Source organism: Allokutzneria albata, from assembly GCF_900103775.1.
Taxonomy (GTDB): domain Bacteria; phylum Actinomycetota; class Actinomycetes; order Mycobacteriales; family Pseudonocardiaceae; genus Allokutzneria; species Allokutzneria albata.
Genome location: NZ_LT629701.1, coordinates 4,436,671 through 4,451,214, shown reverse-complemented (window position 1 = coordinate 4,451,214; position 14,544 = coordinate 4,436,671). Strand labels below are relative to the sequence as shown.

The 14,544-nt window shown below is 68.7% G+C and carries 11 protein-coding genes; 6 read left to right on the top strand and 5 right to left on the bottom strand.

Going from position 1 to position 14,544, the window contains the following annotated elements:
• The first annotated feature begins 98 nt into the window (after positions 1-98).
• Positions 99-2,576 carry a DNA translocase FtsK gene (locus BLT28_RS19705; RefSeq protein ID WP_030430392.1) on the top strand — a complete coding sequence of 826 codons (2,478 nt, stop codon included), beginning with the start codon at positions 99-101 and terminating at the stop codon, positions 2,574-2,576.
• Here BLT28_RS19705 and BLT28_RS19700 read toward each other — a convergent pair.
• From BLT28_RS19700 to BLT28_RS19680, 5 genes are all read right to left on the bottom strand, one after another.
• Positions 2,573-3,925: a KamA family radical SAM protein gene (locus tag BLT28_RS19700; RefSeq protein ID WP_083383769.1), complete on the bottom strand. Its 1,353-nt coding sequence runs from the start codon at positions 3,923-3,925 to the stop codon at positions 2,573-2,575. The two genes, BLT28_RS19705 and BLT28_RS19700, sit on opposite strands and share 4 nt — an antisense overlap.
• A gap of 38 nt (positions 3,926-3,963) precedes the next feature.
• Complete coding sequence (locus BLT28_RS19695; protein WP_231950347.1) at positions 3,964-8,025, bottom strand: Pls/PosA family non-ribosomal peptide synthetase; 4,062 nt, start codon at positions 8,023-8,025, stop codon at positions 3,964-3,966.
• 336 nt (positions 8,026-8,361) lie between these two features.
• A complete protein-coding gene (locus tag BLT28_RS19690) occupies positions 8,362-8,802 on the bottom strand; it encodes a phospholipase (RefSeq protein WP_030430797.1) in 441 nt (146 codons plus the stop codon).
• Positions 8,803-9,118: 316 nt separating this feature from the next.
• On the bottom strand, positions 9,119-9,607 hold the full coding sequence (locus BLT28_RS19685; RefSeq protein ID WP_052407569.1) for a phospholipase: 489 nt from the start codon (positions 9,605-9,607) through the stop codon (positions 9,119-9,121).
• Between the two features lie 94 nt (positions 9,608-9,701).
• Positions 9,702-10,235: an amino-acid N-acetyltransferase gene (locus BLT28_RS19680; RefSeq protein WP_030430799.1), complete on the bottom strand. Its 534-nt coding sequence runs from the start codon at positions 10,233-10,235 to the stop codon at positions 9,702-9,704.
• Between the two features lie 105 nt (positions 10,236-10,340).
• Between BLT28_RS19680 and rimO the strand changes: the two genes are divergently transcribed.
• From rimO to BLT28_RS19655, 5 genes are all read left to right on the top strand, one after another.
• The gene (gene rimO / locus BLT28_RS19675; protein ID WP_030430800.1) at positions 10,341-11,786 is read left to right on the top strand and encodes a 30S ribosomal protein S12 methylthiotransferase RimO; all 1,446 of its coding nucleotides are present in this window, start codon (positions 10,341-10,343) and stop codon (positions 11,784-11,786) included.
• Positions 11,783-12,382, top strand: a complete 600-nt coding sequence (gene pgsA / locus BLT28_RS19670; protein WP_030430801.1) for a CDP-diacylglycerol--glycerol-3-phosphate 3-phosphatidyltransferase — start codon at positions 11,783-11,785, stop codon at positions 12,380-12,382. The genes rimO and pgsA overlap by 4 nt, the downstream gene beginning before the upstream one ends.
• Positions 12,369-12,869 (top strand): CinA family protein, encoded by a 501-nt coding sequence (locus BLT28_RS19665; protein WP_081900475.1) that lies wholly within the window; start codon positions 12,369-12,371, stop codon positions 12,867-12,869. Before pgsA ends, BLT28_RS19665 begins: the two co-directional genes overlap by 14 nt.
• Positions 12,870-13,018: 149 nt before the next feature.
• Complete coding sequence (locus BLT28_RS19660) at positions 13,019-13,474, top strand: helix-turn-helix domain-containing protein (protein ID WP_030430803.1); 456 nt, start codon at positions 13,019-13,021, stop codon at positions 13,472-13,474.
• Between the two features lie 242 nt (positions 13,475-13,716).
• A complete protein-coding gene (locus BLT28_RS19655) occupies positions 13,717-14,541 on the top strand; it encodes a PspA/IM30 family protein (protein WP_030430804.1) in 825 nt (274 codons plus the stop codon).
• Positions 14,542-14,544: the final 3 nt, after the last annotated feature.

The following is a 14,544-nucleotide window of genomic DNA, read 5'->3' as shown; positions in this document are numbered from 1 at the left end:
CGTCCCCGGCCGCGGGTGTGCGACCAAGTCCGAATTTGTCGGCTGCGTTACGGCGTGACGGCTTCGGGCAGACCGTGCCGCCGACTACCGTGTCCGGCATGGCCAACCGCGCGACTCCGGCGAAGAGAGGGACCACCGGCTCCCGGGGCGGCGGCAAGCCACGTTCGAGTTCCGGCAGGTCACCTGCCAAACCGAGGGCGAAGGCCCCGGCGGCGCGCTCCGGCGCGAAGAGCCGCACCCCGGCCAAGCGCCCGGCGCCCCGCCGGGCGGGTAACCCGATCGGCCGAGGGCTGCGCGCGGGCTGGGGCCTGCTGGCCAAGGGCGTCGGCGGCATGGCCCGCACGGTCGCGCGCACCAAGGAGATCGACTCCGCGCACCACCGCGACACGGTCGGCCTGTTGCTCATCGCGGTCGCGGTGATCTCGGCGGCCGGGGTGTGGTGGCAGGCGGGCGGCCCGGTCGGTGAGGGCGTGAACTGGGCCGTGCGCAGCGTGATCGGCGCGGGCGCGGTGGTGCTGCCGCTGCTGCTGCTCGGCATCGGGATCACCGTGATGGTCCGGGAGTCCACCCCGGAGGCGCGGTTGCGGACCGTGCTCGGTTCGATCCTGCTCTCGCTCGCGGTGCTCGGGCTGCTGCACGTCTTCACCGCCCGGCCGCAGAGCTCCGAGGGCTGGATGACCGGCGGCGGAGCGATCGGCTACGCCATCGGCGACCCGCTCTCCCGCGGGCTGACCACGTGGGTCACCGTCCCGCTGCTGCTGCTCCTGGTGGTCCGCGGCGGCCTGCTGATCTCCGGCACCCCGATCCGCGAGCTGCCGGGCCGCCTGCGCGCGCTCACCCAGGGCGAGCCCTACGACGACGGCTCGGAGGAGGTCGGCGCCGACGACCTCTTCGACGACGTGGATCCGGCCTCGGTGCGGTTGCGCAAACCCTCGCGCCGGCGCCAGGCGACCGTGTCGGCCGCCGAGGACGACCAGCTCAGCCTGGACGACGTGCCCAGGGAACCGGCCAGACCCGCGCGGGCGGTCAAGGAGACCCCGCCGGTGGTCGACAAGGCGCCGACCAAGATGGCGATGACCCGCACCGTCGAGGGCGACTACAAGCTGCCGCCGATGACGCTGCTGACCGTGGGCGACGCGCCCAAGTCCCGCAGCCGCGCCAACGACGCGATGATCGAGGCGATCACCGGGGTGCTGGAGCAGTTCTCCATCGACGCCCAGGTCACCGGCTTCACCAGGGGCCCGACCGTGACCCGCTACGAGGTCGAGCTGGGCCCCGGCGTGAAGGTCGAGAAGATCACCGCGCTGACCAAGAACATCGCCTACGCCGTGGCCACCGACAACGTGCGGCTGCTGGCCCCGATCCCGGGCAAGTCGGCCGTGGGCATCGAGGTGCCCAACAGCGACCGCGAGATGGTCCGCCTCGGTGACGTGCTCAAGTCCGGCACCGCGCTCAAGGACAACCACCCGCTGGTGATCGGCCTCGGCAAGGACATCGAGGGCCACATGGTCACCGCGAACCTGGCGAAGATGCCGCACCTGCTGGTCGCCGGCTCCACCGGATCCGGCAAGTCCAGCTTCGTCAACTCGATGCTGGTCTCGCTGCTGTCCAGGGCCACCCCGGACGAGGTCAGGATGATCCTGATCGACCCGAAGATGGTCGAGCTGACGCCCTACGAGGGCATCCCGCACCTGATCACGCCCATCATCACCCAGCCGAAGAAGGCCGCCGCCGCGCTGGCCTGGCTGGTCGAGGAGATGGAGCAGCGCTACCAGGACATGCAGGTCAACCGGGTCCGGCACATCGACGACTACAACCGGAAGGTGCGCTCGGGCGAGATCACCGCGCCGCCCGGCAGCGAGCGGGAGTACCGCCCGTACCCCTACATCCTGGCGATCGTCGACGAGCTGGCCGACCTGATGATGACCGCGCCCCGCGACGTCGAGGACGCGATCGTCCGGATCACCCAGAAGGCGCGCGCGGCCGGCATCCACCTGGTGCTGGCCACCCAGCGGCCCTCGGTGGACGTGGTCACCGGTCTGATCAAGACCAACGTGCCGTCGCGGCTGGCCTTCGCCACGTCCTCGCTGACCGACTCGCGGGTCATCCTCGACCAGCCGGGCGCGGAGAAGCTGATCGGCATGGGCGACGCCCTGTACCTGCCGATGGGTGCCTCCCGGCCGGTGCGCGTGCAGGGCGCCTACATCGGCGACGACGAGATCAACTCGGTGGTCGCCTTCACCAAGGAACAGGCGGAGCCGGAGTACACCGACGGCGTCACCTCGGCCAAGGCGGGCGAGAAGAAGGAGATCGACCCGGACATCGGCGACGACCTCGACGTGCTGCTGCAGGCGGTGGAGCTGGTGGTGACCAGCCAGTTCGGCTCCACCTCGATGCTCCAGCGGAAGCTGCGCGTCGGCTTCGCCAAGGCGGGCAGGCTGATGGACCTGATGGAGAACCGCGGCGTCGTCGGCCCCTCGGAGGGCTCCAAGGCGCGCGAGGTGCTGGTCAAACCGGACGAGCTGGATTCGGTCCTCTACTCCATCCGCGGCGGCGGCCCCATCGAGGACGACTAGGGACTGTTGTTGCGCTGCCACCACCTCTGTCCTGTCTCCGGCAGTGTGGTGATCGGGTCGTAGTAGGAGTATCGGCGCTCAAGTGCGTCGGGGTCGGCGAGTTCGATGCCGGTGCGGTAGTTCTTGGTCCAGTAGGAGATGCCCAGTTCGCGGTCGTATTCGGCGAGTTGGTGTACCCAGCGTTTGCCGACGTAGGGGACGTCGCAGACGATGCGGGGGGTGGCGTAGCCGGGGAGGTAGCCCATGATGGCGTGTTGGAGTTCTTGGGCTTCCCAGACGGCGACGCGCCAGTGTTCGGCGTTGGGGATCATGTCGCACATGTAGAAGTAGTAGGGCAGGATGCTGGCTTCTCCTTGGAGGGCGAAGCACAGGTCCAGCAGTGCTTTCGGGTCGGCGTTGACTCCGCGCATGAGCACGCCTTGGTTGCGGACGTCGCGGACGCCGACTTCCAGCATGGCTCGGGCGGCCTCGGCCACGAGCGGGGTGACGGACTGGACGTGGTTGACGTGGGTGTGGATGGCCAGGTTCACGCCGCGGCGTCGGGCGGTGCGGGCGACGCGTTCCATGCCTTCGATGACGGTGGGTTGGATCCAGTGCTGGGGTAGGCCGGCGAGGGCTTTGGTGGCCAGGCGGATGTCGCGGACGGTGTCGATGTCCAGCAGCCGCATGAGGAATGATTCGAGTTGGCGCCAGGGGACGTTGGCGACGTCGCCGCCGGAGACGACCACGTCCCGCACGCCGGGGGTGCGCTTGAGGTAGTCGATCATCTGGTCTTGGCGGTCGACGGGTTTCAGTGCCAGTTTGTGTTTGTCGACCTGGGGGGTGGAGTTGCCGACCAGGTCCATGCGGGTGCAGTGCCCGCAGTACTGCGGGCAGGTCGACAGCAGCTCCGCCAGTACCTTGGTGGGGTAGCGGTGGGTCAGTCCTTCCACCACCCACATCTCCGCCTCGTGCAGGGAGTCGCGGGCGGAGTGCGGGTGGGAGGGCCAGGCCTGGTCGCGGTCGGAGGCCACCGGGATCATGTAGCGGCGGATCGGGTCGGCGTAGAAGGCCGCGGTGAACTCCTCCGGTGATCCGGTGTTCTCGGGCACCATCGTGTTGATCATCTGGGGTGGGACCAGCATGGACATCGTCGCCAGCCGCGCCTGGTCAGCGGCGAGGTCGTCGTAGAAGCGCTCGGTCAGTAGGTCGCCCATCACCGCGCGGAGCTGGCGCACGTTCTTCACGCACGACACCCGCTGCCACTGCGCGTCCCGCCACTGCGCCTCGGTGACGTGCTTCCACCCCGGGAACCGGCGCCAGTCAGGTTCGCGCAGCTCCTGCCGCACGTACTCGTACGGCTGCCTCATCGGGAGGGGGACGAGCGTTCCGGTCGGTGAACAGGAGTTCATTCTCGATCACTCCCTGCGATGCGTCTGTCCGCGGTCACGGCGGGTGCGGCGACCTGGAGCGTGGGGATTCCGTGCCATCGGGAGCCTGGCCGAAGCGTTTCGCCTTTCATCAACAGGGAAAGCGGTCCGATGACCGCACCTTTCTCGGTCTCGGAGTCGTACAGGACCACGGTCATGTTCCCGATCGAGGCGCCGTCCCCGATCTTCAGCGTCGAAGACTTGAAGACCCGGTCCTCGAAGAGGTGGTTCTGGACGACGACACCGTGGTTGAGCGCGACGTAGTCGCCCACTTCCACGAGGTCGAACTCGGAGAACAGGGTCGTCCCGATATAACAGCGCCTGCCGATGCGGCACCCCATCATGCGGAGGAAAGGTGCCGCGAACGGGGTCCCCAGCAGTAGGGAGATCAGTGGGGCGACCACCGACTCGTAAGCGCCGTTGATCATTTCGTTCAGCCACACGTACAGGGACCACAGCGGTTTGATCTGTGGCTTGTAAGTGCCCATGACGGCCTTCTTGAGTCCCGCGACGACCAGGGCCGCGTAAATACCGGAAGCGAAACCCGCCAGCGGTATGCACGCGATCATCGCTTCGAGCCCCAAGCTCCGGTACACGAAGAACAGTGCGGCGACGAAGAGGGCGGCGGAGGACAGCAGCACGTAGTAGGGGATAAGTATCCGCAAAGCGTCGATCACGCATCGTTGCAGGTAGAGGCGCTTCGTCGGAGTGAAGGTGACGGTGTCGTCGAAGTTGCCGACCTTGACCCGATGCGTCAGTGCGAAGGAGGGCGACCCCAGCCACTCGGTGCCGTCGGGGGTGCGGGGGCTGTTCGTCGGAGGAACGGATTGTGCGCCGAGCAGGCAGCCGTCGCCCAAACTGGACCCGACGGGAAGAACCGCGCTGTTCCCCACGAAAGTCCGTCGACCGATCCTGTTGAACGCGATGGTGCACAGTCCCCGATGGCACCTTCGGCCACCGATGATCGAACCGTCCGCGAAGAAGCTCTCCGGGCCCACGTCGATGAGTTCGGGAGCGAACCTCCAGACAGTGGAGATCTCGGCCCGCGGTCCGATCTTCGAACCCATCAGGCGGAGCAGAGGCGGGAGGTAGAGCGTGGTGTAGACGGGGAGGAGAGCGGCGCGGGTGAGCGTCATGAGTCCGTCGGAGAGCCATTTCCGAAGATAGGTGGTGCTGAGGACCGGATAGGTCCCGGGACGAGTTCGCCACGACAGCAGCCTTTTCAGCACCGCGATGTAGCAGCAGTACAGGACAATCGTGACAGGAGTGGACAACAGAAGTGCCGCAATTCCCCACGCCCATCCGAACTCGGTGAGGAAAAGCCAGGCCAGGAGCAAGAAGGACGCGGTCGGGACCAGCGCTGTCACCAGCCCCAGTGCGGTGCCCGCCACCAGGTGGGCGAGTGCGAAGACCACGCGGCGCGCCCGCGTCTGCTCGACGGTCCCCTGGGGCAGGGCCACCGAGGAGCGCGTTCCCGGGGAGCCTTGGCGCCCTTCACCCGCGGGGATCACCGCACCGTCGGGGAGCAGCGACTGGTCGTCCAGGTACGAGTCGTCGGCCATGCGGACGTCCAAACCGAGAGCGGAGTGCACACCGATGAAACAACGGCTGCCGATGTCCACCCGGCCCAGGCGCAGCACGCCGTTCTCCACGCGGTAACCGAGGAGCTGGGTTTCCGCGCCGACGCTGGTGTCGTCACCGATGGAGAGCAGGTCCCAAGCCGAGCACTGCGCCGTGTCCAGCGTGCACCGGGCGCCGATCCGAGCACCCATGAGCCGGGCGTACAGCGGTAACAGCGGGGTGCCCGTCAAGGCGCCCGCGCCGCTGAGCGCCGCGATCCTGTTCGCGATCCACCAACGGCAGTAGTAGGAGCCCCAGAGCGGGTGCTCGCCGGGCTTGTACCGGCCGATGAGGGTCCACTTGGCGGCTATCGCCAGGGCGAGGAGCACCGGCCAGGTGAGGAACGAGACGAGGACGGTCACGCCCAGCAGGCCGATGGTGGAGAGGGAGCCCCGCACCCAGTCGAGCACGTACGGGATCAGGACGACCAGCGGGGCCGAGACGACGGCGGAGATGACGTAGATCGACACCAGTTGCAGGAACCACGTCGCCCACCGCTCCCGAGCGGCCGTGGCCTCGAAAACCGCTTGGGCAGGGGCTGTTCCGGCTGTGCCCGCGGCAGCGGCGGGCGGGCCCTCCGCCTCGGCCGGGACCGACTCCAGGTGGGCCGCGAGCGCGCGAATGGTCGGGAAGCGGTAGGCCTCCCGCACCGCGACCGGACGACAGGTCTTCTCGCGCAGCTGGGTCACCATCCGCGCGGCCACGAGGGAATGCCCCCCGAGATCCAGGAAGAAGTCGTCCTTGACCGAGGGGGCCGGGATGCCGAGCACCCCGGCCCACGTGTCCGCGATGACGTGCTCCAGCTCGGTTTCCGGAAGGACCACCGAGGTCGAGGTCCGGACGAGCGGATCGACGGGCGGCGGGAGCCGCTTGCGGTCCACCTTTCCGCTGGCCGTGCGGGGAAGATCCGCGACGACGTCGAGGTAGGCCGGGATCATGTACGGCAGGAGCCGGGACTCCAGCAGCGAGAGGACCTCGTTGCGGTCGACCTCCGCGCCGGCCGGACCGGTCGTCACGTACGCGGCGAGCTCCTGCAACCCGTCCCGTTCGAAGACGGTGACGCTCGCGGACCGGATCCACGGGAGTTCCAGCAGGACGGATTCGATCTCGGCCAGCTCGACCCGGTACCCGCGGATCTTCACCTGCCCGTCGATCCGGCCGAGGAACTCGAGCTCGCCGTTCTCGTTCCACCGGGCCAGATCGCCGGTCCGGTAGCAGCGCAGCGTGCCGTTCCCGGTTCGCAGCACGCAGTGGAAGAACCGCTCCGCGGTCAGCTCCGGCTGGTTGAGGTACCCGGAGGCGAGCGTCTCACCACTGATCAGCAGCTCGCCCGTGGCCCCGGCGGACACGGGGAACAGGTCCTCGTCCACGATGTGGATGCCGTAGCCGCGCAGCGGGCGGCCGATGGTGACCCGCCTGCCCGGGACGCACTCGGCGACCGTCGTGTTGACCGTCGCCTCGGTCGGACCGTAGACGTTGAGGATTCGCAGACCGGGGCGCGCCCAGCGGTTGACCAGCTCCGGCGGGCAGGCTTCACCGCTCAGGACGATGGTCCGAAGGTTCGTCACCGCGTTCGGCAGCGTGGCGAGCAGGGTCGGCACCGTGGAGAAGTAGGTGATGCCGGCCTCGGTGAGGTGATCGGCGAGCTCGGCACCGAAACGGGGTGCGTCGCGAGTGGGGGCCACCAGGGTCGAGCCGTTGGAGAACGCCATCCAGATCTCTTCGACGGAGCCGTCGAAGCTCAGTGAGAACCCCTGGTAGACGCGGTCGTCCGGTCCGGTCGCGCAGACCTCGTTGAAGGCCGCGACGAAGCGGGTCACGTGCCGGTGCGCCGTCATGACCCCTTTCGGGCGCCCGGTCGTTCCCGACGTGTAGATGACGTAGGCGAGATCCTCCGGTGAGACGCCGGACTCCGCGCGACCGACCCGGGAATCCGGGTACTTCTCGATCGTCGGCCATTCGTCGTCCAGAACGAGCACCCGGCTGTTGGGGAAGAACTCCTTCGCCGCCGAGGAACGCGCCTTCTCGGTCAGGCACACGTGAATCTTGAGCTCGGCGGCGATGTGCTGGATTCGGTCGCCGGGATATGTGGGATCTATCGGGACATACGTCGCCCCGGACTTGTGACAAGCCAGGATCGCGATTACGGGGAGCTCCGAGCGGTCGAAATAGATCGCGACGAACGAGCCCGGCCGGGCGCCGAGCCTGCCGAGCAGCCGGGCCAGCCGGTTCGTCCTCCGGTCCAGCTCGGAGTAGGAGAGCTCGCGTTCGCCGCACGTCAGCGCGATGGCGTCCGGAGTCCGGCGTGCCTGGGACTCGAAGACCTCGTGCAGGCACAGCTCCTGCTCCGCCGCCCGGAGCGGGTCGCCATCGGCCGTGGAATCGACCGGCCTGGAATCGCTGTCGATGGTTTCATCCACTGTCGGTCCTCAGTAAAAGATGCCCGTCGCCTGGAAAGATGACTGTCCCTTGTTTGAATCGACAATTACCTTTTCGGCGTGCTGATACGCGCAGGGCGGTGCTGCCGAGCTGCGCTGAATAACGTGATCAGCCATCATGCATGATTTTTTCGCGACTGGCGCGGGGTCGAATGGCTGATGATGGGCGTAGGCCGTACGGTCCAACGCTGTTTTCGCTGAATTCCGCGTTCGACTATTGTTCGGTGGCCTGTTCGCAATTCTTCGGCCCGGGCCGGTCGCGGCATGAAAAAGGCCCACCCGCGCAGGGAGCGGGTGGGCCTTCGGGACGGGGTGGGATCAGGTGCCCCACTTGCGGACGGCCGCGTAGTAGAGGTCCGCGATCCGCTTGCACGCCCAGTTGGACCCGCAGATGCCGTACAGGTCGCTCTTGAAGTTGTTGTCGACCTTCAGCTTCGCGTCGGCGTTCCACCGGCTCTGCTTCTTGTAGTTGCGGTAGCCGAAGTCGTGCCGGTGGCAGGCGGGCTTGAAGTTGAAGCCGACCGGCTTGTCCGGCGACCAGGAGCAGGCGTCGGAAGACCAGTCCAGCTGGTCCGCGTACGGCCGCTGGTTCCTGGTGTTCTCGAACTGGCTCAGCGAGTAGCTGAACAGGTACTGGTCGGTGACCGCTCTGATGTCGACCGCCTGGGCGGTGCCCGCGCCCATGGTCACGCCCATGGCCATGGCGGTGGCCACGAGCGTGCCCCTGGCGGCGGAGCGGATGCGGGTGGAACCGGTCATAGAAGTCTCTCCTCGCAGGGTGAGGTAGATAACACGATGATTCCTACCCGGCGCGATCCCCGACCGGTAGCGCGCTCTAAAAAGTCCTGAACAAGTTTCGACACCGGCCGGTAGATCATTTTCTGTCAGGCCGAAAAGTTGCGCGCCGTACACCGCTGACCCGTGTGCGGTTTATTGGTCCGTTACCCTCATCGCTTGGACTGTTCGGCTGAGTCGCCGATCACACCGATGGCCTATCACTGCTGGCTGAGCCGTTACAGGCTGGTCTCGCGACCCCGAGCCGCCTTTTCGGGAGGGTTGCCAAAACGTGACCCGGCTAGCGTCGTGCGGTTACCCGGTCGACCGCGCCCGCGGTGCTCGCCGAAGACCCCCCGAAAGTGCGCACCGCGTAGTAGTAGATGTCCGCGATTCGGCGGCATGCCCAGTTCGAGCCGCAGCGCGTGTACATGTCCGCGCGGAAGTTCTCGTCGATGCGCGAGCGGCTCGCCGGGTCGAAGCGCTGCTGCCGCTTGTAGTTGCGGTAGCCGAAGTCGTGCCGGTGGCAGGCGGGCAGCAGCTCGAAACCGAAGGGGCTGTCCGGAGCGCTGGTGCAGCCGTCGGTGGACCAGTCGAGCTCGCCGTCGTGGGGCCGGTCCAGGCGGATCTGGCTGAACTCGGCGAGAGACCTGGCGAACAGGTAGTCGTCGGTGACCGCGCGGACGTCGATCGCCTGCGCGGAGCCCGCGCCGACGAGGAAGGCCAGCACCAGGGTGATGACCGCGGTGGCGCCGCGCGCCGGCCGCCGGAAGCCTCGTGAGGTCCTCATCGTGGTCTCCCTCCGCGCAGGCGCACAGATGCGCACACCCATGTTGGTACGGCATGGATGAGCTGGGAGAACAGCTCCGAATGGGGAATGGTTCCTAACGATCGCGCACGCGGTCGGCCAGCATCAGCAGCATCCGCGAGTTGCCGAGCGTGTTCGGCTTGACGTAGGGCAGGTCGAGGAACTCCGCGACACCGACGTCGGGGGAGCGCCGGATCTCCTCGTAGACCTCGGGGGTGACCGGCGTGCCGTCGATCTCCACGAACCCGTGCGAGCCGAAGAAGCCCGTCTCGAAGGTCAGCACGAAGATCCGGCTCAGCCCCAGTTCCTCGGCGACGTCGAGCAGCTTGCTGACGATGCGGTGGCCGATGCGCTTGCCGCGCGCCGCCGGGTCGACCGCGATGGTGCGGATCTCCGCGAGGTCCTCCCACAGCACGTGCAGCGCGCCGCAGCCGAGCAGGCCGGAGGAGTCGGTGGCGACCCAGAACTCCTGCACGTCCTCGTAGAGGGTGACCAGGTCCTTGTCCAGCAGCACACCCGCGTACTTGTCCGCGAGCGCCTTGATCGCGGGAACGTCACTCGTCCTGGCCCGGCGGACGGTGACCTCGGAATTCTCCGGATCGGTCGACACGCGAGCAGCCTACGCCTGCCCCTGATCTCCATTTGCCTAGCAATGGCGCGCGCGGGGTAGTGGTGTGGTCGGAGGGACGGAGCCGGGGCGGTTACCCTGACCGGCGTGTCTGCACCCCCGTCTTCCCGCCGTGTCGCACTGCTGACCCTGGGCTGCGCCCGTAACGAGGTCGACTCCGAGGAGCTGGCCGGTCGGCTGGGTGCCGGGGGCTGGGAGCTGGTGGACCCAGACTCCGAAGCCGATGTCGTGGTGGTCAACACCTGCGGCTTCGTCGAGTCGGCGAAGAAGGACTCGGTCGACACGCTGCTCGCGGCCGCCGACACCGGCGCGAAGGTCGTCGCCGTCGGCTGCCTCGCCGAGCGCTACGGCAAGGAGCTGGCCGACAACCTCACCGAGGCCGACGCCGTGCTCGGCTTCGACCACTACCCGAACCTGGCCGAGCGGCTGGACGACGTGGTGGCCGGTCGCGAGGTCACCTCGCACGTCCCGGTGGACCGCCGCACCCTGCTGCCGATCACCCCGGTGGAGCGCCCCAGGGCCACCTCCGACGTCTCCGTCCCCGGCCACGGCTGGGTGCCCGGTGTGGTCAGCGCCAACCGCAGGCGGCTGGACGACTCGCCGGTGGCGCCGCTGAAGATCGCCTCCGGCTGCGACCGCCGCTGTTCCTTCTGCGCCATCCCGTCCTTCCGCGGCTCCTTCGTCTCGCGGCCCGCCGACGAGCTGGTCGCCGAGGCGGCCTGGCTGGCCTCGCAGGGCGTCCGCGAGGTGTTCCTGGTCAGCGAGAACTCCACCTCCTACGGCAAGGACCTCGGCGACCTGCGCGCGCTGGAGAAGCTGCTGCCGCGCCTGGCCGCGGTGCCCGGCATCGACCGCGTGCGCGTGTCCTACCTCCAGCCCGCGGAGACCCGCCCGGGCCTGGTCACCGCGATCGCGGGCACCCCGGGCGTCGCCGCCTACTTCGACCTCTCCTTCCAGCACTCCAGCGAGCGCGTGCTGCGCCGGATGCGCCGCTTCGGCTCCACCGACTCGTTCCTGGCGCTGCTGGAGCAGATCCGTCGGCAGGCGCCCGCCGCGGGCGCGCGCACCAACGTCATCGTCGGCTTCCCCGGGGAGACCGAGGACGACCTCGCCGAGCTGGAGCGCTTCCTGACCGGTGCCCGCCTCGACGCGATCGGCGTGTTCGGCTACTCCGACGAGGACGGCACCGAGGCGCTGGAGCTGGACGGCAAGCTCTCCGAGGAGGTCGTGGCCGAGCGCGTCGCCCGGATCTCCGCGCTGGCCGAGCAGCTGACCACGCAGCGCGCCGAGGAGCGCGTCGGCGAGGAGGTCCTGGTCCTGGTGGAGCAGCTGGCCTCCGAGGAGTCCGACTGCACCGGCCGCGCCGAGCACCAGGCGCCCGAGGTGGACGGCGAGTGCGTCTTCGCCGATTCGGACGAGCTGGCCGTCGAGGATCTGGAAGTCGGAATGCTGGTGCGCGCCAAGGTGATCGCCGCCGAGGGCGTCGACCTGGTGGTCGAGCCGCTGGAGATCGTGCCGGGGATCTCCACGTGAGTCGCGGAGGTGAGCCCGCCGCGGGCACACCCGTGCCGCTGCTGAACATCGCCAACCTGCTGACCATGCTGAGGCTGGCGCTGGTGCCGGTCTTCCTGGTCACCCTGTTCGTCGGCGGCGGCCACGACCAGTACTGGCGGTGGGTGACCTTCGGCGTGTTCGCGCTCGCCTCGATCACCGACCGCGTCGACGGCAGCGTGGCCCGGCGCTACGGCCTGGTCACCGACTTCGGCAAGATCGCCGACCCGATCGCGGACAAGGCGCTCACCGGGGCCGCCCTGCTCGGCCTGAGCGTGCTCGGCGACCTGCCGTGGTGGGTGACCATCGCGATCCTGGCCAGGGAGCTGGGCATCACGCTGCTGCGGTTCTGGGTGATCAGGATCGGCGTGATCCCGGCCAGCCGCGGCGGCAAGCTCAAGACGCTGCTGCAGATCCTGGCGATCGGGCTCTACCTGCCGATGCTGCCCAGCGCGTTCAACCCGCTGCTGTGGACCATGATGGGCGCCGCGGTCGTGGTCACGGTGGTCACCGGCTTCGACTACGTCCTCCAGGCGCTTCGGCTGAGGGCAGGTGCCCGTGAGCGTGAACTGCACTGAAGAACCGCCCGCGGGTTCGAACATCAGCGCGGAGCTCGTCGCCGCCCTGCGCGAGCGCGGGGAGACCGTCGCGACCGCGGAGTCGCTGACCGCGGGCCTGGTCTGCGCCGCGCTGACCGATGTCCCCGGTTCCAGTGTCGTGGTGCGCGGCGGGCTGATCGTCTACGCGACCGACCTCAAGGCATCGCTGGCCGGGGTGGACGCGGACCTGCTCGCCGAGCACGGCGCGGTGCACCCGGAGGTGGCCGCCCAGCTCGCCGAGGGGGCGCGGCTGCGCTGCGGTGCGACGTGGGGGATCGGCCTGACCGGGGTGGCCGGGCCGGACCCGCAGGACGGCGTCCCACCTGGGACGGTGCACATCGGCCTCGCGCACGCCGACCGGGAACCAACCGTGGTCACCCTGCGTTGTGAGGGTGACAGGCACGCGGTGCGTGCGGCGTCCCGTGACTCCGCACTGGCAATGCTCGCTGGCCACGTCATGACCTGATCGGGGCAACCGCACGGAACATCAGGGGACTGGATAACGTTCGCCCTTGGCGGACGAGCCGCATTACGTTCTTCCGGTGTCGGGGACGCTGGGTAACGTGGTCGCCACGGCCGTGAGGCCCGGGCTTGCAGTGTGAAGGGAGGCACGCGATGACCGTGCTGCTGAGGGAGGCGCTGGGGGACCGGCTGCGCCGTGCCCGCACCGACCAACGCCGTACTCTCCGAGAGGTTTCGCGTTCCGCCCGGGTGAGCCTGGGATACCTCTCCGAGGTCGAGCGCGGGCGCAAGGAGGCCTCCAGCGAGCTGCTGGCGGCCATCTGCGGCGCGCTGGACCTGCCGCTGTCGGAACTGCTCGGCGAGGTGGCCGCGGACATCCGCGCGGGCGAGCCGGTGACCATCGCAGCCCCCGCGCAGGCGAAGCCGGAGCCGAAGGTCCCGGCAGGGGCCGAGGCCAGGGCGGACCGGGGCGTGATCGACGCGGGCTCGCTGGTGCCCGCGGTCATCGGCAACGACCTCTCCGACCTCCGGCTGCAGCCCGTCCTGCGGACCCACATCACCACGAAGATCACCAACTCCGCTCCCCGTGGTGTCGTCGTAGCGGCCTGATCAGGTCACAGCTGGGAAAACCCCCGAACCGCTCCACCGCGTTCGCCCCTAGGGTGAGAATGGGTGTTCGGGGGTTCATCCCTGAATCGCGTCGGGCTCGACCCTGAGATCAGCGGGGGCCGGTGGAAGCCGGGACGAGCACCTGACACGATGGATGTCAGCACCGGGTGAACGCCTGGTCATGGGGCGTAGTCACGGGGCTGGGCCGCGGCAGGGTCGCACGAAGAAGGCAGGCGGAGGAGATGGCCAATCCGTTCGTGAAGTTCTGGAAGTACCTGATGGCGGCGTTCTCGTCGAAGATCGACGAGCATGCCGACCCGAAGGTGCAGATTCAGCAGGCCATCGAGGAGGCCCAGCGGCAGCACCAGGCTCTCTCCCAGCAGGCCGCCGCGGTCATCGGCAACCAGCGGCAGCTGGAGATGAAGCTCAACCGCCAGCTCGGCGAGGTGGAGAAGCTGCAGGCCTCCGCCCGTCAGGCGCTGGTGCTCGCCGACCAGGCGCGCGCCTCCGGTGACGAGGAGAAGGCGCGGCAGTACGAGGACACCGCGACCGCCTTCGCCACCCAGCTGGTCACCGCCGAGCAGTCGGTCGAGGACCTCAAGAGCCTGCACGACCAGGCGATCCAGGCCGCCGCGCAGGCAAAGCAGGCCGTCGAGCGCAACGCCATGGTGCTGCAGCAGAAGCTGGCCGAGCGCACCAAGCTGCTCAGCCAGCTGGAGCAGGCCAAGATGCAGGAGCAGGTCTCCAGCTCGCTGCGGCAGATGAGCGAGCTGGCCGCGCCGGGCAACACCCCCTCGTTGGAGGAGGTGCGGGAGAAGATCGAGCGCCGCTACTCCACCGCGCTCGGCCAGACCGAGCTGGCCAAGAACTCGGTGCAGGGCCGGATGCTGGAGGTCCAGCAGTCCACCGCGGACTTCGCCGGTGCCTCGCGCCTGGAGCAGATCCGCGCCTCGATGCGCGGCGGTTCGGCCACCCCGCAGGTCACCGGCGGCCAGCAGGCGGCGGCTCCGGCCCCCGCCCCGAACCAGGCCACCACCCAGCTGCCGCAGAACCCGCAGCAGGGCTGAGGC